This is a genomic window from Virgibacillus flavescens (genome assembly GCF_050574275.1).
Lineage (GTDB): Bacteria > Bacillota > Bacilli > Bacillales > Amphibacillaceae > Virgibacillus_F > Virgibacillus_F flavescens.
In genome coordinates, this window is record NZ_CP192260.1 from 1,345,572 (window position 1) to 1,367,682 (window position 22,111).

10 protein-coding genes are annotated in these 22,111 nt (G+C 39.3%); 8 read left to right on the plus strand and 2 right to left on the minus strand.

All coding sequences use genetic code 11. The features are described 5' to 3' along the window. Positions 1–89 precede the first annotated feature (89 nt). From VBD025_RS06525 to VBD025_RS06555, 7 genes are all read left to right on the plus strand, one after another. Positions 90–3,926 (plus strand): cell wall-binding repeat-containing protein, encoded by a 3,837-nt coding sequence (locus VBD025_RS06525; RefSeq protein WP_430790461.1) that lies wholly within the window; start codon positions 90–92, stop codon positions 3,924–3,926. 195 nt (positions 3,927–4,121) lie between these two features. Continuing rightward, complete coding sequence (locus tag VBD025_RS06530; protein ID WP_430790463.1) at positions 4,122–4,643, plus strand: BsuPI-related putative proteinase inhibitor; 522 nt, start codon at positions 4,122–4,124, stop codon at positions 4,641–4,643. 39 nt (positions 4,644–4,682) lie between these two features. After that, positions 4,683–6,728, plus strand: a complete 2,046-nt coding sequence (locus VBD025_RS06535; protein ID WP_430790465.1) for a cell wall-binding repeat-containing protein — start codon at positions 4,683–4,685, stop codon at positions 6,726–6,728. Positions 6,729–6,936: 208 nt separating this feature from the next. Then, positions 6,937–11,181, plus strand: a complete 4,245-nt coding sequence (locus tag VBD025_RS06540) for a cell wall-binding repeat-containing protein (RefSeq protein ID WP_430790467.1) — start codon at positions 6,937–6,939, stop codon at positions 11,179–11,181. Positions 11,182–11,459: 278 nt separating this feature from the next. Further along, entirely contained in the window at positions 11,460–13,562 is a 2,103-nt protein-coding gene (locus tag VBD025_RS06545; RefSeq protein WP_430790469.1) for a BglG family transcription antiterminator, read from the plus strand. Between the two features lie 19 nt (positions 13,563–13,581). After that, positions 13,582–13,848: a PTS sugar transporter subunit IIB gene (locus VBD025_RS06550; protein ID WP_430790470.1), complete on the plus strand. Its 267-nt coding sequence runs from the start codon at positions 13,582–13,584 to the stop codon at positions 13,846–13,848. 21 nt (positions 13,849–13,869) lie between these two features. Continuing rightward, on the plus strand, positions 13,870–15,237 hold the full coding sequence (locus tag VBD025_RS06555; RefSeq protein WP_430790472.1) for a PTS ascorbate transporter subunit IIC: 1,368 nt from the start codon (positions 13,870–13,872) through the stop codon (positions 15,235–15,237). 166 nt (positions 15,238–15,403) lie between these two features. Here VBD025_RS06555 and VBD025_RS06560 read toward each other — a convergent pair whose 3' ends face one another. Then, the gene (locus tag VBD025_RS06560) at positions 15,404–18,046 is read right to left on the minus strand and encodes a C39 family peptidase (RefSeq protein ID WP_430790474.1); all 2,643 of its coding nucleotides are present in this window, start codon (positions 18,044–18,046) and stop codon (positions 15,404–15,406) included. Between the two features lie 200 nt (positions 18,047–18,246). Here VBD025_RS06560 and VBD025_RS06565 point away from each other — a divergent pair, with 200 nt between their 5' ends. Beyond that, complete coding sequence (locus VBD025_RS06565; RefSeq protein ID WP_430790476.1) at positions 18,247–19,260, plus strand: NADP-dependent oxidoreductase; 1,014 nt, start codon at positions 18,247–18,249, stop codon at positions 19,258–19,260. A gap of 107 nt (positions 19,261–19,367) precedes the next feature. Here VBD025_RS06565 and VBD025_RS06570 read toward each other — a convergent pair whose 3' ends face one another. Then, positions 19,368–21,950, minus strand: a complete 2,583-nt coding sequence (locus tag VBD025_RS06570) for a sensor domain-containing protein (protein ID WP_430790478.1) — start codon at positions 21,948–21,950, stop codon at positions 19,368–19,370. Positions 21,951–22,111 lie beyond the last annotated feature (161 nt).

Below are 22,111 nucleotides of genomic sequence, written 5' to 3' on the forward strand. Positions count from 1 at the left end.
AATTATTAAATAAATTACTACTACTTTATTTATTCGATTTACGGTATAATTTTGAATTAGTTAGTTTAATAGAATATTGGGGGAAAATTATGGAGAAGTTATTAGATAGTTTAGTTAGATCAAAGCAAGTGGCGTTAATGATATTGTTGGTGATGGTTGTAAATTTAGTCTCGACGCCGTTAGTGGTGTTAGCGGATGGTGATGGGGAGCCACCGGTCGTTGAGAGTTTGGAGGTGAGTCCAAATGAAGTGAGTGTAGGCGATACTGTTACAGTGAAAGCAGACGTAAGAGATAGTAATTCTGGAGTAGACACAGTTGGGGTATTCTTTGATTCCCCCTCAGGAAACAATGAAGAAGGTTTTTTTCTGGATTACAATGCTACAAGTGGTCTGTGGGAAGGGAAATATATAGTAACGGAAACAGATGAAGCGGGGAAGTGGGTATTTAATTTTATATCTGTTGAGGATAAAGCAGGAAACAGGAAATTTTATTATCCACAACAACTTCAATCTACTAATACATTGGACTTTCTGGTAATAAATCCAACTGGCGATGGAGAGCCACCAGTAGTTGAGAGTTTGGAGGTGAGTCCAAATGAGGTAAGTGTAGGCGATACTGTTACAGTGAAAGCAGACGTAAGAGATAGTAATTCTGGAGTAGACACAGTTGGGGTATTCTTTGATTCCCCCTCAGGAAACAGTGAAGAAGGTTTTTTTCTGGATTACAATGCTACAAGTGGTCTGTGGGAAGGGAAATATATAGTAACGGAAATAGATGAAGCGGGGAAGTGGGTATTTAATTTTATATCTGTTGAGGATAAAGCAGGAAACAGGAAATTTTATTATCCACAACAACTTCAATCTACTAATACATTGGACTTTCTGGTAATAAATCCAACTGGCGATGGAGAGCCACCAGTAGTTGAGAGTTTAGAGGTGAGTCCAAAAGAAGTAGAAGTAGGAGATAGGGTTATAGTGAAAGCAGACGTAAGAGATAGTGATACTGGTGTAGACACAGTTGGGGTATTCTTTGATTCCCCCTCAGGAAACAGCGAAGAAGGTTTCTTTCTAAATTACAATGCTACAAGTGGTCTGTGGGAAGGGAAATACATAGTAACAGAAACTGATGAAGCAGGCCAATGGGTATTTGACTTTATATCTGTTGAAGATAAAGCTGGAAACAGTGAATTTTATTATCCGGGGGAGCTGTTGTTTAGTAATAATTTTAATTTTACTGTCATCCCCCCATCAGACTTAGGATTAGAACCATTACCACACTCCTATACTACATATGACGAAACATGGACACAAAAAACGATTGATGGAGACTTATACGTTGGTCCTGAATCCCAATTAACGATTAACGGGGATGTAACAATTACTGGGGACGTATACGTGTTTGGAACGATAAGAAATTATGGAGACCTTACGATTAACGGTACGCTAAATGCAAGACGAGTGTACTACGGAAGTTACTCTAATTCGCCAGGAACAGTAATGCATTTAGGTGGATCGAATCGCATACCTTCGACAAGTGTGTCAAACCAGGCATGGGATGTTCCGCTTGAAATATACAATGAAGATTTAACCGTGCAAGATGGAAAGATCATACTAGAAGGAGCTACTGTTCCAGTTACAGAACTGTATGTGGAGGATCAGAAAGTAGATGTCAGTTACTACGGAACATTTAGAGTTCCTCTGGAAAATGTAACTGCGGACAAAGTGACTTTTACGATGAAAGATGTCTTTGGATATTCGACTACTAAAGAAGTTAGTGTTATTGATACGATGGCGCCTGCTAAAGTAGCTGGTTTAAAAGTAGATAACACAAGCGCTTCAACTATCAATATTTCGTGGGATAAGAACAACGAAAGCGATCTTGATGGATATAATATATACCTTGATGGGGAAAATGTTGATTCCATTTCGTCGTCAGACAATGAATATAAGTTTACAGAACTTAAAGCAGCGTCTAGTTATGAAATGGCAGTTGAGGCGTTTGATAGAAGCAGTAATAAATCAGTTCAAACCGTTATTACTGCAGAAACGAAGCTTACTACACCAGTAGTTAATGATGTAAGTGATAAAGATGAAATGGTAACTGGTACAGCGGATCCAAGTGTAGACGTCAAGGTGTCCGACGGAGAGAAATTAATAGCTTCTGACCTATCCGAAGCGGATGGATCATTTGAAGTTCACATACCAAAGCAAATTGCTGGTAAAGTTTTATTTGTTCAATCGTTTAATCAAGATGGAAATAAAAGTGATAAAGTGCAACTAACAGTAGAAGACGTAACTGAACCTTCTTCACCGAGCGTAGATGAAATAACCGATAACAGTAAAATTGTTTCCGGTGAAGCAGAAGCAGGAACTTCTATAACGGTAACTGGGCAAGATGGAACACTAGGTACAGCGGATGTATCAAATGATGGAAGTTTTGAGGTTAACATTTCAGAACAAACTGCTGGTCAAAAAATAGAAGTTATTGCTACAGATGCAGCTGGTAATGTAAGCGAACCAACTGTTGTAATTGTTAGCGACGCAACTGCCCCAGCTAAACCGGAAATAGAGGAAGTAACGGATCAAAGTACTGAAGTTACTGGCTCAGCAGAAGCAGGAGCAACAATTACAGTAAGTATTTTGGAAAAAGAGATTGGAACAACTGAAGCAGATGTGGACGGAAAGTTTGCTTTAACTATTTCAAAAAGAAAAGCAGGAGAAGAACTTAGCGTTACTGCGACAGATGCTGCAGGTAATATAAGTGAGCCAACCATAGTGAAGGTTAAGGACATTACAGCTCCGACTTGGCCGGAAGCTGCAAAACTAACCGTATCCGATGTTGGTGAAAAGGAATTAACATTACATTGGACAGAAGCTTCGGACAATGCAGGAGTTTCTCAATATAGAATTTACCAGGATTCGAAATTAATAGAGACTGTAGATGGTTCGAAAACAAACGTAACGATTACTAATTTGCTGCCAGGACATACGTATCAGTTTAAGATCGAGGCTGGTGATGAATTAAATAATTGGACTACAGGACCATCCAGCAAGGCGAAAACGGTGGGTCAATCAATTGAAAGAATTGCAGGAGACTCTCGTTTTTCAACTGCAACGGAAATTTCTAATAGTGGATGGGACTCAGCGGAAACGGTATTATTAGCCAGAGGTTATGATTTCCCAGATGCGCTTGCGGGAACCCCATTGGCTTATCAGTTGGACGCTCCAATTTTGCTCACTCGTAAAGGGGAGCTATTAGAAGAAACGAAAAGCGAACTTAAGCGATTAGGTACTAGCAAAGTAATTATTTTGGGAGGACCTGGAGCGATTTCTGCTAAAGTAGAAGATTCTTTGAGAGGTCTAGGAATGACAACTGAAAGAATTGCAGGAGATAACCGTTTTGAAACTGCTGCAAAAATAGCAGAACGAATGGGTGGTGCGCCAAAGAAAGCGGTAGTAACGGATGGATTTAATTACCCGGATGCGCTCGCGATTGCCTCTTACGCAGCTTCCCAAGGTTATCCGATTCTATTGAGTAAACCGGATACATTACCGGTCGTGACTAAAAAAGCTTTAGAAGGTAAAGAAGAGACGTACGTAATTGGCGGACCAGCAGCAATTAGTAATGAAGTTGCTGCTGAAATACCTGCAGCTAATAGAATTAGTGGTATAAATCGCTTTGATACAGCTGTAAATATTATTAAGGAATTAAACCTTTCTACTGATAAGGTGTATGTTGCTACCGGATATTCGTTTGCAGATGCACTCACCGGGTCTATTTTAGCAGCAAAAAATAACGCACCATTATTATTAGTTCGAAAAGATAGACTTCCTTTAGAAATAGCCGAAATAATAGAACAAAAACAAATATCTGACTTCACTATTCTTGGAGGAGAAAGTGCCGTTAACGATGGTGTGCTGGAATAAGTAGATGTGCAGATTGATAGATTTTTATAATTATTTTTAATAGAAAAGGCGTATCCTTTACATCTAAAGGATACGCTAATTTTTTGCCTGAAAAGTATAATATTCCTTCGCCAGATTTCCCATTATTCTAACAAATTATGGTATACTGATTATTAACATTTATTGGTTAACTAAGCGTCTAAAGGAGAATATTCGTTGAAAAAACTAATTATCAGTACGCTGGCAGTTCTTGTAGTACTTGTAATAATTGTCGTGCTCCTTACTGGCAATAAAGAGCAGGAAAGTGTTCCGACTTCTAAGGGCGAGAAAGAGAGCGAAAATAATGAGGAAACACCTGTGAAAAGCAGTGAAAACAAGGAAGGTGTATATGCTACGGTTGAGTTAGAGAAAGGTTCTTCATCTAGTGAATCGAGGCTAGTCTATACCATCCATAATGATAGTGACAAAAAGATAACGTTACCTTTTTCAACAAGTCAAAAATATGACTTTCGGTTAAAAGATAAAACTGGGAAGGTAATTCAAGTTTACTCGAAAGGCAAAATGTTTATGCAGGTGACGTCTGAAAAAGAGGTGCTTCCTGGAAAGAAACTATCTAATAGTGTGAAATTGCCCAAATTGCAGGAGGGAACGTATACGATAGAAATGTGGCTAACCTCTTCATATAAGGATAAGTTTAAGCAAGAGTACCAATTTGAGATTGGCGATCAAGAGAAGTAACTACATATTTTTAACATAGAGAGGTGTTCATTGTTGCGTTTGGTTAAATTTATTATTCCGGTTCTATTCGCTTTTTTAGTTGTCAGTTTAAATCCCAATGTGTCGTTTGCGGATGAGGAAGTTAAGCTGATTGTAAAATATAAGGAAGGGGTCTCGCTTAAATCGAGTAAACGAGTAAGTGCTGATACCTCGATTCCTATTGATGCCATTTCGGTTGATAAGCAGAAAGTTAACAGTACGATCCGTTCCATGAAGTCTAATCCTGCTATCGAATACATAGAGGTAGATCATAAGGTGTATGGACAGGCAACTATTCCGAATGATGAAAAGTATGTGAATCAAAAGGAAATGTTTGACTCGATACATGCAGCTGCGGCATGGGAACAATATGACGCGAAAAGGCAAATCACTGTTGCTGTAATTGACTCAGGAGCTGACCTTGATCACCCAGATTTAGAAAGTAATCTAGTAAATGGGAAAAACATAATAAATCCAGATGAATACCCAGTTGATTTAGATGGTCATGGAACACATGTAGCCGGTTTAATCGGTGCTGTCACAGATAATCAAGTAGGGGTTGCATCGCTTGCAAAAGGTGTAAAGCTAATGCCGATTAAAGTTCTCGAGGACAATGAAGGGTACACGTCTGACGTAATTCTAGGTATTAACTATGCAGTCGAACACGGTGCCGATATTATTAATTTGAGTCTCGGTTCGAACGACAGCAGTAAATCGCTCAAAGAAGCAGTAGAGTTTGCGGTCGAAAACGATGTACTTGTCGTAGCGGCGGCGGGTAATAAAAATGCAAATAACGTTATTTATCCTGCTGCTTACGATCCTGTTTTAGCTGTTGGAAGTGTTGATACTGGAACGAATCAAAAGGCTTCTTTTTCTAACTATGGTTCATTTATCGACGTTGCTGCACCAGGTACAAATTTGTTAAGTACGTGGATGGACGGTGGCTATAAACAGATGGAAGGGACAAGCATGTCGACAGGGATTGTCAGTTCGTTGGCAGGCATGTTAATGAAAGACGCTCCTTATTTATCGAGTATGCAAGTGATGGAAATAATAAAGAAGTCTTCGTCAGCGATCGATGGCGAATATGACCTAGGCAATGGAGTAATAAACGCTCTGCAGGCATTCGAACAAGTGAAAACGAATAATCGGCTGCATGGAGCAACTTCGATTGATACCGCTATTGAAATTTCGCAGTATGGATGGAATAATCTATCAACTAAATCTATTAAATTAAATGAAGACGATGTAACAGGAAAGTTTGTAATCGTTGCGACAGCGAATCAATTTCCGGACAGTTTATCTGCAGCTCCATTAGCTACATACCTGGACAGCCCGATATTACTAGTTAATAGGGATTATTTATCTGATAACTTAGTGAATGAACTTAACCGGCTAAGCCCCTCGGACGTGATTATTATAGGTGGAGAATCCGCGGTATCAAACCAGCTGGAGGGTGAAATTGATACGATAGGTTATACAACTCATCGATTACAGGGAGCTAATCGCTATGAAACTTCCATTGCGGTGAACGAAGCAATTCCCTATGAATCGAATAAAGCGTTTGTCGTATCAGGTGAAAAATTTCCTGATGCATTGTCTGCAGCTCCATACAGCGGTATCTACAAATATCCAATTTTGTATACACGGCAAGATACTCTGCCTGAAACGGTGAGTAACTATATTGAAAATCAGGGAATCACAAAGTCGTATCTAGTTGGAGGAGAGACTGCGATATCCAATATAGTAGAGAATAAACTGCCTGCACCACTTCGAATTGCCGGCATTAACAGATACGATACAAATTATCAGATTCATAAATTTTTTGGTGAGAGTGAAACAAATTCTCTCTATTTTTCAACTGGTTCGACATTTCCTGATGCTTTAGCAGTTGCTCCGCTTGCTGCTAAGACGAGCAGTCCGGTTATTTTGGTGGATAATAGACATGAAGAAGCTTTGCAAAATAGTATTCAGTTATTTTCTAGTGAAAATTATAAAATCACCGGTGGAACTGAAGCAATAAGTATAGAACTTGCATGGAAAATAGATTCATATTTAATAAATTAAAAATAGTTAAATTAGCGAAACCCTAGTGGTGCACTAGGGTTTCTTTTATTTAAATTGGCTAATTACACACAATTTTTAAAAAATAAATTGACTTAAATGAATTATTCTACTAAACTATTAATTGGCAATACTTTGCAAAAAATGTAAAAAAAGGGGATGAGTTAAAGGGGTTTTTTTACAGGAAGAAAAATTTGGGGAGGTCACACATTTGGTTCGTAAAAAGCATGCATTTAAGAAAAAGGCACTGTCGGTAATTGCAAGTTCTGCAATTGTTGCTTCATCATTTGCTGGTGTTTCTACATACAGCCCGCTTGAGGCAAGCGCAGCTTTAAAGACTGCAAATCATCAATTGGAAAAAACAAAATTGTCACGTCTGACAAATTTGTCAGAGGTAACGTCGCTTGCAAATAGTGAAGAAGCGGTTCAGGAATTGATTATCGTCGGTGACGGAGAAACAAATGTATCCAAACAATTAACAAAATTAGGTGTTGAAGTTAAAATAAACCATAAGAATTACGTTTATTTAGCTGATGTACCAACAAATAAAATCTATGACGTAATAGACATGGATGGCGTAACAACGGTTGGGAAAAATGAAAAAGTTCAGCTGGATAAAGTCGATCCTGAAGAACTTAATGTCGAAGGACAAAATGAGGTTAAAAAGGACGCTGTAGTAACACCAGAGCAAATTGAAACACATCCGGAAACAGGCGTAACAGAATTCCATAAGAAGTATGATGGTTCTGGCGTAAGAGTTGGTATTATCGACTCAGGTCCTGATGCTGGTCACGAATCATTCACAGAGAAGCCTGAAGATTTTGAGCAAACTAGAAAATATGGTGAGTCTAAAATTGTTGGGGTTGGGGATTATACTATCTCTAGCCGCAGATTAGCTTATCCGATAGAAGATAGATACAAAGATTTCTTAGATGATTCGACAAATGAACTTTCTGAAGGTGACGTACTATTTGATGGAGGTCATGAAGAAGGAGATTCTATCACTGTTTCAAAGGAATCAGGTGATGTTTCATTCAACACTACGAATATTGATGCAGCAGATGATACTTTGTATTATGGTGAAACTGCATTTGAAGCGGATGCAGACCTTAACGGTGATGGTGTGCCGTATAAGGATGAAGATGATAAGTTAGTAGGAGAACGTGATAACTTCTCTGTATTACTCGCTGATGATCAAGTATATATTGATACTGACGCTGATAACGATTTTACAGATGAAACAGCGTATTCAAACGATGAGGCTGGTACATTTGATTATGATTTATCAAACGATACAGTAGGTGCAAACTTCCGGGTAAATGACTTAACCCGCGATTTCTTAGGCGCTGGTATTAAACTAGTAAACCTTTACACAGACCTAAATGGTCATGGATCTCACGTTGCTGGTATTACAGCAGCAGATGGACCACTAGTAGAAAATGAATTTGGCGCCGTTGCAGGACAAGGTGTTGCTCCTGGAGCTGAACTTGTTGGTCTGCGTGTATTCCAGGAAGAAGGCGGAGCTTTTAATTGGAGTATTCAAACTGCGATGGTTGACGCAGCACTGCCAGAATCTGAAGGCGGATTTGACGTTGATATTGCTAACTTAAGTCTTGGTTCATCTCCGGACTTAAATGATGGAACTGGTTCTTATGGAGAACTAATGACATTACTAACAAACAAATTTGATATTTCTTTTGTTACTTCAGCTGGTAATGCTGGACCAGGGATTGACACTGTAGGATCTCCAGGAGACGTTGATTCAAACATCACTGTGGGTGCTTCTATTGATGCTGATAACTGGGCGAAAGAATATAATTCGTACCCTTACGGGAAAAATGAAGATGGAACGCCTAAAGAAGGCAATGGACTATGGTACTTCTCTTCTGTTGGACCAAATGAAATTGGTGATCAGAAGCCAGAAATCGTAGCGCCAGGTTCTGCATTCGCTGCACATCCTGTTCACATGGGACCATATGTAGTAATGCAAGGAACTAGTATGTCATCACCTTATGTTGCAGGTGCAGTTGCACTATTAAAATCTGCTGCATTAAAAGATCGCGTACCATTTAACACTGAATTAGCAAAAGAAGCACTAGTTCAAACAGCTGACCCAATTGAAGGTTATAATCGTGCTCAGCAAGGTGGCGGATTAATTAATGTCCCAGCTGCTTACGAGTACTTAAAAGCTAACAATGATGCAGTTGTTAAAAAAGTTGAAGTAACTGTATTCCACGGCGAAAAAGTATCAGGCGGCCCTGGTTTATATGTACGAAACAAAGACATTCCTGAAACAGTTGAAGTATTAGTGGAAAACCCAACTGACGAAGCGAAGAATCTTTCTGTAAAAGCTTCTGAGGATTGGTTTACACCATCTGTTTCTAGTCTAAGTTTAGCAGCGGGTGAGAGTCAGTTAATCACAGTTTCTTATGACAAAGATAAGCTAGTAACTGGTGTGAACGCTGGAACATTAGTGTTTGATGATGCATCAACTTCTTATGTTGAAGCTCGTTCAGCTCAAACAATTGTTACTGGTTACGAATTCACAACTGAAAACGATCACCGTTTCAGTGTTACTGACGAAGTACAATCTTCTCAAACAAAAGGATACACATTTGATGTAGAATCTGGCGTTAGTGAAATTCGTTTCTCTCTTAGCGCATTAGTTGAGAATGACGAATATCAAGGACGTGTACGCATAATCGCTTTCGGTCCTGATGGTATTGAAGAGTACAATGAGTTTGCTGGCTATGCAGGTTACGGTGCAGAAGGGCTAAAATCGCATGACGTTGTTGTCCCTTCTCCAAAAGCTGGTGTATGGGAAGTTCATGTATACGGTACTTCTGATCCAGTTGAAGGAAAAGTGATGAACAAGTATCAATTAGAAGCCATTGCACAAGATGTGGTTGCTGCTCCAGGTAAAATTGATTTGGGTAAAACAGATTCTAAAGAAGTTACGAAATCTGTTTCATTCACAAACTACTTAAAGGATACGAAAGACGTTAAAGTAGTTGGTGTTCCATTTAGCGGAACAGAGTCAACCACTAAGGAAGTAGAAGTTCCTGGTAATAATCAGTATTACAAGCAGGAAATTAAAGTGAAAAATAATGTTTCACTATCTGTTCAAACGTCGAATCCGACTGTTGCAACTGACGACGTAGATTTGTACCTTAAGAATGAAGCTGGTGATATAGTAACATACTCAGCTGGTGCATCATCTGATGAGAAATTCTCAGTATCATCATTACCAGATGGAACATATACCATTGAAATTGAAGGATTTGCAACTGCAAACCCGACTACTACAGTAGATCTTGCTGTTAGTGAGTTCAGTGTATTATCTCCTGGTGAAGAAGGTAAAGGTAGTGTAGATGCTGATGCAACTAAAACGTTGCATGTAGGCGAATCAATGACTACAGATGTTTCGATTACAACACCGGAATCTTCTGAAGATAGCATTGCTGCTGTTTATTTGTTAGATGCTAAGACGGATGAAGTATTATCCTTAGTGCCTATCACAGTAGACGGAGACATTATCAACGTAGTATCAGGAGCTGACCGTGAAGAGACAGCAATTGCTGCTTCACACGAAATGTATCCTGAAGGTGGAGCTGATACGGTTGTAGTTACAACTGGTTATGACTTCCCGGATGCTTTGTCTGCTGGACCATTAGCATCACAATTCGATGCTCCAATTATTCCAGTTAGAGCAAATGGTGAATTATCGGATAAAGCATTAAATGAAATTGAGCGCTTAGGTGCTAAAAATGTTTATATCGTCGGTGGAGAAACAGCGGTGAAAGCTTCTGTTGTCAATCGATTAAATACGATTAGTATTTCTTCAGATAATATTGAACGTTTAGCTGGTGCCAATCGTTACGAAACTAACTTAGCGATCGTGAAAGAACTTCAAGACTTAGGAATGACTGGCAACGGAGTATTCCTTGCAACTGGTCAAACTTACGCTGATGCGTTAAGTGCAGCTTCTGTAGCTGGTGAAAAAGGTATGCCAATCGTATTAACTAACGGTAAAGACATATCTGAAGAAACATCTAAAGTACTTGAAGATGAAGATGTTTACGTATTAGGTGGGGAAACTGCCGTACCTGAAGAAGTTTTAGCAGAAGCGGATAAAGTTGCATTGTCTGTAACTCGTCTGGGTGGAGCCAATCGTTATGGAACATTGGTTGAAATCCTTAAAGAGTTTGACGTCAGCTCAGATAAATTATTTGCCGCTAGTGGTATGGACTATCCAGATGCACTTGCAGCAGCACCACTTGTAACACAGAAAAATGGTCTTCTATTACTTGTAGGACCAGATAAATTACCAAACGAAGTGGAAGCATATTTGACTAAGTATAACTATACTCATAATGTGAATTCAGTTACCGTATTAGGTGGCGACACTGCAGTTAGTCAAGATGTTAAAGACGCACTTCAAAAGAAATTAAAGTAATAGTTTTAACTTTGGAAGCCACTCACACGTGTGAGTGGCTTCTTTTTGGTTTGAGGGACAAAGGGACGGTTCTTCTGTCCCAGGGGGACAGAAGAACCGTCCCTTTGTCCCTTTCGAACACCAACTGTACATTTTTGCAAATTCACCCACTACAATTTATGTATAGTGAATCCCCTTACAATCCTTCTAATAAAGCATTATACTGTATTGTATAGAGTGACTAACCTACTCCTATATCTATATTTGCAAATTTGACTCTTTTGAAGGAGGGTCCTTCCATGATTTTGGATAAAAGACGTGCACATCTGTTATCCGTTATTCAACAATCGAGTAAACCGATTCATGCGAAACAATTGGTCGAAAAATTAGGGATTTCTCAACGGACCGTTTATTATGATTTGCAGCAAATTAATGATTGGCTCACTTCTCAGAAGCTTGAGCCAATAGAGAATATTCACGGGCAGGGTTATTGGTTATCGGATGCCTCGAAAGCGAAGATAAACCTGAAGGGATATCAGGTAGCTGAGGAGCAACTCTATCAATTCTCTGATAATGAACGCAAATTATTGATCATTGTAAAGTTATTAACAGAGGAATCAAATCTGACAATGAAATCCTTTATATCCGTAACCCAAATGAGCAGAGGTACGATTGTTAAGGATTTACAAAAAGTAAAAGAACAACTAGAAGAACATAAATTACAGCTTGAATATTCCAGGTCAGACGGGTATCACGTGACCGGAGCAGAAGAGGATAAGCGAAAATTACTTTCCAATCTGCTGTCCACGATCATGTTAAATAAAGAATGGGTGACCATCCGAACCAAAATTTATAATATGCTAGGGCAGATTCCTACAAGTGAAGAGGATTCTAAAATACCGGATCGCGAAAAAATTACGCAGTTAATCGTTAAAACGGAAAACGAACTTTTTCTTACGTTTACCGATGAAATGGTTGAGATGCTGGCATTGGAATTGCGGATAATTGTGAAAAGGGTAGTTGCTAAGCAATATGTAGAAATTGATGCGGAAGAGAAGATGGCGCTCGAGGAGACGCAACATTATCAGGCGGCTGAGATATTAATACAAAGGTTATCTGTTCTCTTTACTATTGAAATTCCGGAGAATGAAGTTAGCTTTTTAACGATGAACTTACTTGGTCTTAAGGTCCACCGAGATAATTTCAGCCAAGACTCAGAACGTGAAAAAACAGGGCTTCAACAAGTGATTCAGCGAATGATAGCTGATTTTCAGACGTATGCATGTGTCATTTTTGATGACAGAAAAGGTCTTGAAGTTAATCTTATGGCGCATATTAAGCCGATGTACTATCGCTTGAAATATAATGTAAAGACGTTGAACCACTTGGTGCCGAATATAAAGAAGAATTATCCGGAAATTTTTCATTTTACTAAACGAGTAATGATCCATATGGAGTACTATGTAGGCAGATCTGTTCCAGAAGAAGAAGTTGCTTATATCGCATTACACTTTGGCGGCTGGCTGCGCAGGGAAAATAAACAGGTCGATTATAAATTTCGAGCGATTATTGTTTGTCAAAACGGAATTGGTACGTCCAATATGTTAAAGACACAACTTGAAAGCCTGGTAGCTGGGTTAGAAGTGGTCACGATTCAATCGTTACGTGAGTATCATTCGAATGTTATGGATGCGGATGTTATTTTTTCGACAAGTCGTATAAAAGAAAATGAAATACCGATTATCCATGTACCAGCTATATTATCCAATACGGATAAACAGCAAATTCTCCAAAAGGTAAACGAGCTGTTTAGGCAGGAATACGAGGAAAAAAGTGAAGTAGATAAGATGCTCAGCATTATCGGCAACTATGCAACTGTTCATGATCCAAAAGGATTAAAACACGCTCTCCAGAATATGGGGAACGAGGACATAACTCACATAAAGGAGCTAAAGAAGCCAATGCTCAAAGAATTACTTACCGAAAAAACGATTCAATTAGAAGAACGTGTCTCCAATTGGGAGGAGGCAATTAAACTAGCAGCCCAACCATTACTAGCCGAACAGGTTATCAAAGAAGGATATATAGAGGCAATGATTGATAATGTGAAAGATTTAGGTCCATATATTGTCATTGCGCCAAATATTGCGCTGCCGCACGCTCGTCCAGAAACTGGGGTTGAGCGAGTAGGGATGAGTTTATTGCGGTTAACAGAACCTGTTTATTTTTCAGATAAAGAAAAACACCGTGCGCAACTAATAATTGTATTAGCTGCCACTGATAATCAATCACATCTCAAAGCGTTGTCACAACTTACGGAAATGTTATCAAATGAAGAAAATGTTCAGCACTTAATAGATTCAAAAAACAAACAAGATGTTCTGGCATTAATTAATCAGTAAAAATCAGGAGGAATTTAAAATGAAAAAAGTACTAGTTGTATGTGGAAATGGATTAGGAAGCAGTATGATCGTGGAAATGAATGTGAAAGCAATTCTTAAGGATATGGGGAAAGATGCGGAGGTTTCGCATACCGATTTATCAACTGCTAAGACTGAATCAGCTGATTTGTATTTGGGTGCTGAGGATATTGTCGAGCATTTAGAAGATGGTACTAGAAATATTGCAAAGCTTCAAAACATAATGGATAAAAAAGAACTTCGGGAGACGCTTGAAAAGAATTTTTAATAAGACGAAGGAGGGATAGCGATGATTGACTTAATCATGAAAGATATTTTAGGAACTCCGGCGATTTTAGTAGGTCTGTTTGCTTTATTCGGTCTACTATTTCAAAAGAAAAACATTGCAGACGTTATTTCAGGTACACTAAAAACAATAATGGGCTTTGTTATTCTTGGCGCCGGTGCGGCGGTAATTGTTCAATCACTTGGACAGTTCAGCAGCATGTTCAACGAAGCTTTCGCAATTGACGGAGTTATTCCTAACAATGAAGCAATTGTAGCACTGTCGCAGGAAGCTTTTGGAACGGAAACAGCGATGATTATGCTGTTCGGTATGGTTGTAAATATTGTATTAGCAAGGTTCACGCCATTTAAGTATATATTTTTAACAGGGCATCATACGATGTTTATGGCATGCTTAATCGCGGTTATCTTGACTACTGGCGGTATTACTGGATTAACGATGGTCATTCTTGGATCCATTATTCTTGGATCGTTAATGGTATTATCTCCTGCAATGCTCCAGCCATTTACAAGAAAAATTACAGGATCAGATGATTTTGCCGTTGGACACTTTGGTTCTGTAGGGTATCTTGTTTCCGCATTAGTAGGAAAAGCTGTAGGTAAAAACTCGAAATCAACAGAAGAAATTAAAGTTCCTAAGTCACTCGGCTTTTTACGTGACACATCTGTAGCAGTTTCATTAACAATGGTCATTCTGTTCTTTGTTGTCGCTGCATTTGCTGGACCGGCTTTTGTTCAATCCGAATTAAGTGGAGGGCAGAACTTTCTTGTCTTCGCATTTATGCAAGGTTTAACTTTCGCAGCTGGGGTTTATATAATTCTCGCTGGTGTACGGATGTTATTAGGGGAAATTGTCCCAGCGTTTAAAGGTATCGCTGATAAAGTTGTGCCAAATGCAAAACCAGCACTAGATTGCCCGGCGATATTTCCGTTCGCAGGTAACGCTGTAATTATTGGCTTCCTGTTTAGCTTTATAGCTGGATTAATTAGTATGTTTTTCCTTCCTTTATTAGGACTTAAAGTTATTGTGCCAGGATTAGTGCCACACTTCTTTACTGGTGCGGCTGCTGGGGTATTTGGGAATGCAACTGGTGGGCGCAGAGGAGCAATATTTGGCGCGATGGCTAATGGTGCCCTAATTAGTTTCCTTCCAGCATTATTGTTACCAGTATTGGGGTCATTAGGATTCGAAGGTACGACATTTGGAGACGCAGACTTCGGAGCAGTAGGAATTGTGCTCGGGAACTTAATCCGATTAGTAGAATCTAATGCGCTAGTAACTGGCTTGATATTGGTTATACTTGGTGGACTATTCGCGATAGGGTGGAAAGCAAGTTCGAAAATTACGAAGGACGAATCAGAAGTAGCATAGAGGGACAAGGGGGACGGTTCTTCTGTCCCGCCCGCTGGGGCGAGACAGAAGAACCGTCCCTCTGTCCCTCTAGACTAAACAAAGAACCTACACATGCTTTAAATAGCTTGTGTAGGTTTCTTTGTTTTATTTTTGAATTGGGACAGAAGAACCGTCCCTGTGTCCCTTATCTGACGATTAGGGCTTTTCTGCCTAGGTCGTTGAATACTGGATCCATTGTTGATTTGTGGACGGATCGTTCTAGTGACCATCCTACTGTATCTACGTAATGGTACTCGTTATTATCAAATCCGGATAATGCAATTACGTGGTATTCAGATGGTGCTTTTAATGTACCGTTATAGTACCAGTCCCAATTAACACGCTTGAAGTTATAAACCACCCATACAAGTACTGGGTTTCCCTTTTTAAGCTCTGCCTGAATTTGGCTGTGGGATATACCGTTAACAACCTCACTATTAGGTCGGTATTTTTTTGCTGTGCTAATCAGACCTTCTGGATAAATTAAGTTAGGGTGTCGCTGACCGTCGACATATTGGCCTTTCGACGGGTCTCCCACATATCCTTTGTATGGATCGTTTGAGCGGGGAACCTCTGCTACTAATGAGTTTCTTTGTAAATTTTCGCCTTTAAAGTTTAGAGATTCATTCAGTGATACAATTGCGCATCCCCATGGGTAACTTGGCGAACCAGTGTTTTGCATAATCTTTGGCAGATAGAGGTGCATATCCGCAACATGGTTCCAGTGATTGCCATATTTAGTTCCACTGTCAAATGTATATGTGCCAATTGTATTCTGAGAATATTGTTCCTTTAAGTAAGCCTTTTGCATATAGCCATAATCACTAAGATTAATGTAGAATTTAACGTTTGCCGATCGGTTGCTCATTGTCGTCTTCGGGTAATATTCAAAAGCCCGAATGATAGAGAATGAATTATTTCGGCGGGTTAACGAGTTCGTCATATACCCGCTTTCATCGTAGTTATACATATATCTTACTTTTGGCCCCTGGCTACCGTAATGAGCATTATCGTAGTACGTATAGCTTGTTTTCAAGTTCCTGGAATGAGGGTACCTTTCGATTGCGGATGAAATTTCTCCGTTATTTTTCAGGTAAAAAATATACTGAATGTTTATTCCGCGCTCATGATAAGAAGTATTGTTGTAATATTCATATCTTCTCAGTACATCTTTCGTGTTCTTCTCTCTTTTGGTAGCCACGGTAAGTTCTTCCTGGCTGTTCAAATCATAAATATACTCAATGTTCGATCCGTGATCACCGTAAACTGTGTTTGGATAATAATCGTATCGAGAAATAAAATCACGTGTGCCTTCTTCTCTCATACTAGCTTGATAGACATACCCAGCGCTGTTGAGATCGAAAACAAATTTAATTTTTGATCCATGTGCGCCATACTCAGCTCCCGGATAATATTGGTACCAGTTCGTCGTATCCCTGGTTCCTTTTTCGCGTTTAGCTGCTTGGTAGATATGCCCTGCACTATTTAGTTCAAAAACGTATTTAATGCTTGATCCGTGATCACCGTAAACAGCATTCGGATAATACTGATACCAGGAAACAATATCCTGCGAACCTTTTTCGCGTTGAGACGCTTCTACTACATATTTTCCGTTTTTAATATCAAAAACATATTTGATGTTATCCGCATGGTTGCCAAATTTAGTGCCTGAATAATATTGGTACCAGTTGGTAATAACTCCTGTCCCTTGCGCGCGTTTGGTAGCTTGGTAGATATTTCCGGAATCATTTATATCAAAAGCGTATTTGATGCTCGAACCATGTTCACCGTAAACGCTATTTGGATAATACTGATACTTACCAGTGATATCCTGCGAACCTTTTTCATGTTCTGTGGCTTCTGCTACATATTTTTCATTTTCAATGTCAAAAACATATTTGATATTTGCGCCATGTTTTCCGAATTCTGTACCTGGGTAATATTCGTACTGCTTGTTCACTTGCTGCGAATCGCGATCATGCCCGGTAGCACTGTGTACAAAACCTTCCGAATTAATATGGAAGATGTATTTCACTGAACTAGCTTGATTTTCGTAGCTTGTGCCCGAGAAATATTGCTTGTATGAAACTGTTACACCGTTTTGATCCATATGCTGTGAATAATCGATTGTATTATCGCTATTTATGTAGAAAATATTTTTTAGATTCTCGGCAGCAGTCTCTACTGTTGTGTTTGGAAAATATTCCATTACTTTTACAACTTTTTCATTTGAGAAAACTTCCGCATAAATAATATGTTTATTTTCATCTAGGTAATATTTTGTATTATCTATTTGAACTTCTTTATCGTTTGAAGAAGCTGCTGACTTGGTTGTTGATTCTTGTTCCTCCTGTTTCGTATCAGTAGGTGAATCCTCTTTTTTTGGATTGTCAGTTGTTTCGGTTTCCGAGTCCGTTGTATCTTCACCTTCAGGCGTATCTTCAGGCTTCTCCGGATCTGGTTGCTTATCTTCTTCTTTTGATACTTCATCGTCAACCGGATCTTTTACTGGATCTTCCAGCTCAGTATCTTTTTTATCGTCTTCGGTTGTTTCTTCTTCTTTTGTATCAGTTGTGGATGGATCTTCTGTTGGATTGTCCTCATTAAGCGTGTCACCCTGATCCTCTGTTTTTTCACCATCTTCATTGTCTTCTTTGGTTTGGTCTGTTTCCTGTGTATTCGTATCATCCTTGTTTGTGTCTACCTGTCCCTCAGCGTTAGCAACAATACCTAACTGGGATGAGACCATTACAAAAACGATCAACAAAACTAAAAGTCTTTTAGTCATTTAATTCTCCTCTCAACTCTAATAGTAATCCGTCTACTATTTTACTATAGTTCGAGAACCATTCATAGAAAATTTTGGTTTTTCAGCGCTAAATGTCGAAAATTGAGACAAATGGGGGACAGAAGAACCGTCCCTTTGTCCCAATCCTAACGTTAGCGTAGCGATGTGAAAAAGTTGTATAGTTGTATTTAAAGGAAAGGATGATTTTAGTGCAACAGCAAATAAAACTCGTAAAAAGACCAGTGGGTACTCCGGTAAAGGAAGACTTTGAATTTGCACAGGTGCCGATTAGTGAGCCAGCTGAAGGTGAAGTGCTTATTCGGACCAACTACATTTCTGTTGATCCATATTTAAGAGGCAGAATGAATGATGTGAAATCCTATATACCGCCATTCGAGCTGGATGCAGCAATCTCCAGTGGTGTTGTAGGTCAAGTAATGGAATCAAAATCATCGAGCTTTGAGAAAGGCGATATCGTAACTGGTATGCTTGGCTGGCAGGAATATTCGGTTGCGAAAGAGTCTGAGGTACGAAAAATCGATACGAAACTTGCGCCGGCATCTGCTTATTTGAGTGCGTTAGGGATGACTGGCTTAACCGCATATTTTGGACTGCTGGACATCGGGCAGCCAAAAGAAGGTGAAACGGTTGTGGTTTCTGGAGCGGCAGGTGCCGTTGGTTCCGTTGTAGGACAAATCGCAAAAATTAAAGGTGCACGAGTCGTTGGAATTGCGGGATCGGCTGAGAAAACAACTTTTCTAACAAATGAATTAGGATTCGATGCGGCGATCAATTATAAGACGCAGGATATTCCAACCGCATTGAGTGAAGCATGTCCGAATGGAATTGATGTCTACTATGAAAATGTTGGCGGTGAAATCGGTGATGCCGTTCTTCCGCTACTGAACAAATTTGCGCGTATCCCTGTGTGTGGAGCGATTTCTTCCTACAATAACAAGGAAGCTGATATTGGATTACGTGTCCAAGGCTACTTGATTAAATCGAGCGCTTTAATGAAAGGTTTCACAGTCGGTGATTATTCTTCTCGTTTCCAAGAAGGTTCTGAAGCGTTAGCTGGATGGCTGCGGGAAGGAAAAATACAGTACGAGGAAACAATCACAGATGGGTTTGATCATACGATTGATGCTTTTCTTGACCTGTTCAAAGGTGCAAACTTAGGGAAAGCGATTGTGAAAGTATCTGATATAGAATAGAAGAAGGGTGCGGTTCCGTGATGGGGCCGCACCTTTTTTTTATTAATTGATCGAATGATTCGTAATTTAAAGTATTGGGTGCCGTCCTGAACATGGTGGTTAATCGGTTAAAGATTAGACTGAGGCTGTCTTAACGATGTTTCGTCTTGAGCCCATTTTGTAATATTCAGGCAAGAGGCAATCACTTCAACAACTCTTCCACCTTTAACGACAGGATTCATTGACGCAACATATCTGATGCCATTCAATTCGGCTTCATAATATACATTTTTTTCGCCTTCCCATGCCCGCTGGTAATATTGAGCTTTCCTATCTGCTTCCTCAACCGGCTGGAAATCTTTTAGTTCATACCCAATAATTTGTTCAGGTGATAATCCTAGCTTGTAAACCAGTTCTCCATCACAAAGGGTATGTATAAATTTATCGTCTTCTTTGATAAATTTATACGTCATGCCATGCTGTCTTTTGAGTGTGTCCAAAAGTTCCTGACGTTCGCTCTGCAATGACTTTTCCAACCATTGCCGATTCTGTAAACTCTTCGGGATACCGTAGCGTTCAACTATCCTTCCCATTTCATCATATTGCTTCTCAAATTCATCTGGTGGCATCGGTTTACTGAACAGATAGCCTTGTGACACATCACATGCATTCTGCTGCAGAAAAATGAGCTGATCTCTTGTTTCTACGCCTTCAGCTATGACTTCCAGCTGCAACTGGTGCGACATGGCAATAATCGTTTTCACGATAGTTGCATCGTTGGCATCTATAGTACAGTTTCGTATAAACGATTGATCAATTTTCAGTTTGTCGATTGGAGATTCTTTCAAATAATGAAGGGAGCTAAAGCCTGTCCCGAAGTCATCTAAACTTATACTCACACCCAAATTTTTCAGGTTGCTGAGTACATTCATCACATGTCCGCTGTCTGCCATCATGCTCTCCGTAATTTCAAGCTCAAGGTATTTCGCTTCTAGACCTGTATCTTCTAATATTTCTTTAACAGCTTCGACTAAATCAGGCTGATAAATCTGGCGTATGGAAAGGTTGACAGACATCACAAACGCAGGAAGACCGGCATCCTGCCAATATTTTGTTTGTATGCACGCGGTGCGTAATACCCATTCTCCAATCGGGATAATCAGTCCAGTTTCTTCTGCTCTCGGGATGAATGACCCCGGTGAAATAATTCCTTTTTCCGGATGATTCCAGCGCAATAATGCTTCTGCACCTACTACTTCACCAGTAATAAGATGAAGTTTAGGCTGATAAGAAAGATGAAATTCTTGCTGCTCAAGCGCTTTATGCAAATCCATATCTACTTCAAATTTTTCATACGCATGTTCATCCTGATCCGAAAAATAATACTGGAAATTATTCGTGCCATTTCGTTTCGCTTTATACATGGCTGAATCTGCCTTTTTGATTAAGGCGTCTACGTCATTTCCATCTTGCGGAAACGTGCTGATGCCTATACTAGGTGTCGTGTACAGTTCATATTGATCAATGTAGAATGGCTTCGTAAAACAATGGAGGATTTTCTCTGCTACCATAGATACCTTTTCCTTTTTTTCATTAACAAGCGAGAAGAGGAATTCATCGCCGCCATTCCGGGATAATTCACCCAGATCGCCTATTTCTTCGGTGAGACGAACAGCAATTTGCTGCAGCAGCTGATCCCCGACATTATGTCCCATCGAATCATTTATGATCTTGAATCGATCTAAATCAAAGAAAATTACTGCAAGGCGCTTGGTAGTATCCTGATCCAGAATGGCTTTCAATTGATTGTAAAAAAATCGGCGGTTGGTTAACCCTGTTAATGCATCATGATAGGCCATGTACTCAATGGTGGCTTGTGCTTGCTTTTGATCCGTAACGTCTAATATTGCCCCGATAGCAGCGATTTCCCCTTTATACATCATTGTTGATCCATAGTTTTGAACATATAAGATTGTTTTATCTTTCTTCACCATACGATATTGATATTGCACGGCAGCAGAATCGCTAACTATCCGCTTCTTTATGTTTTCCATTACGATTTGGTGGTCGTCCGGATGAATACAATCCATGACATTTACCGCATATAGTTCATTTTCTTCATACCCTAACATTTCCAATAACTTTGGATTAGCGTAATTAAACTTTCCGGCCTGTGTAATATAAATGCCAACTAATGAGTTCTCCGATAAGTTACGATACTTTTCTTCGGCTTCTGTCAAAGCATACTTTGCTTTTTTATTTGCGGTAATATCTTTTAGAATAGCAAACACACCGATAACACGAGCGCTGACAATTGTAGGGATGTACGTCACAAATAGTTCATATCGTTCGCCATCCTTGCTAAATATAGCTGTGTCGAAACTTGTAGATTCCCCATTTAATGCTATATGAAAGTTTTCTAATGTCGTATCTATTTGGTCTGGAACGATATATGAAACAACAGATTGCTGCAGTAATTCTTCCTCAATATATCCATAAAACTCTGCAATTTTATTCGTGTTCAACAGTTTTCCGTCCGTGTCGAAGGTTAGAATTATATCCGGATTTTTCTTATAAAGCGATTGAAAAAATTGTTCGTTTTTCTTTGATTGATTCCGTTCTTCTTTTATCTTTTTTTCCGCCTGATGTCTTATTAATACAATTAAGAAAACGTTTATAATTACGATGATGGCAACTGTTAAGATTAGCATATGCTCCCCCCAAATCTATGTTTATCTTATGTAACCTATGTAGACAGAACTATTTTCAAGACTATATACCTAGTATACCTTAGCCGAAATAAATTTTCGAGCAATTTCGACAATTATTGGGACAAGGGGACGGTTCTTCTGTCCCGTCATAAGCTGTTAGA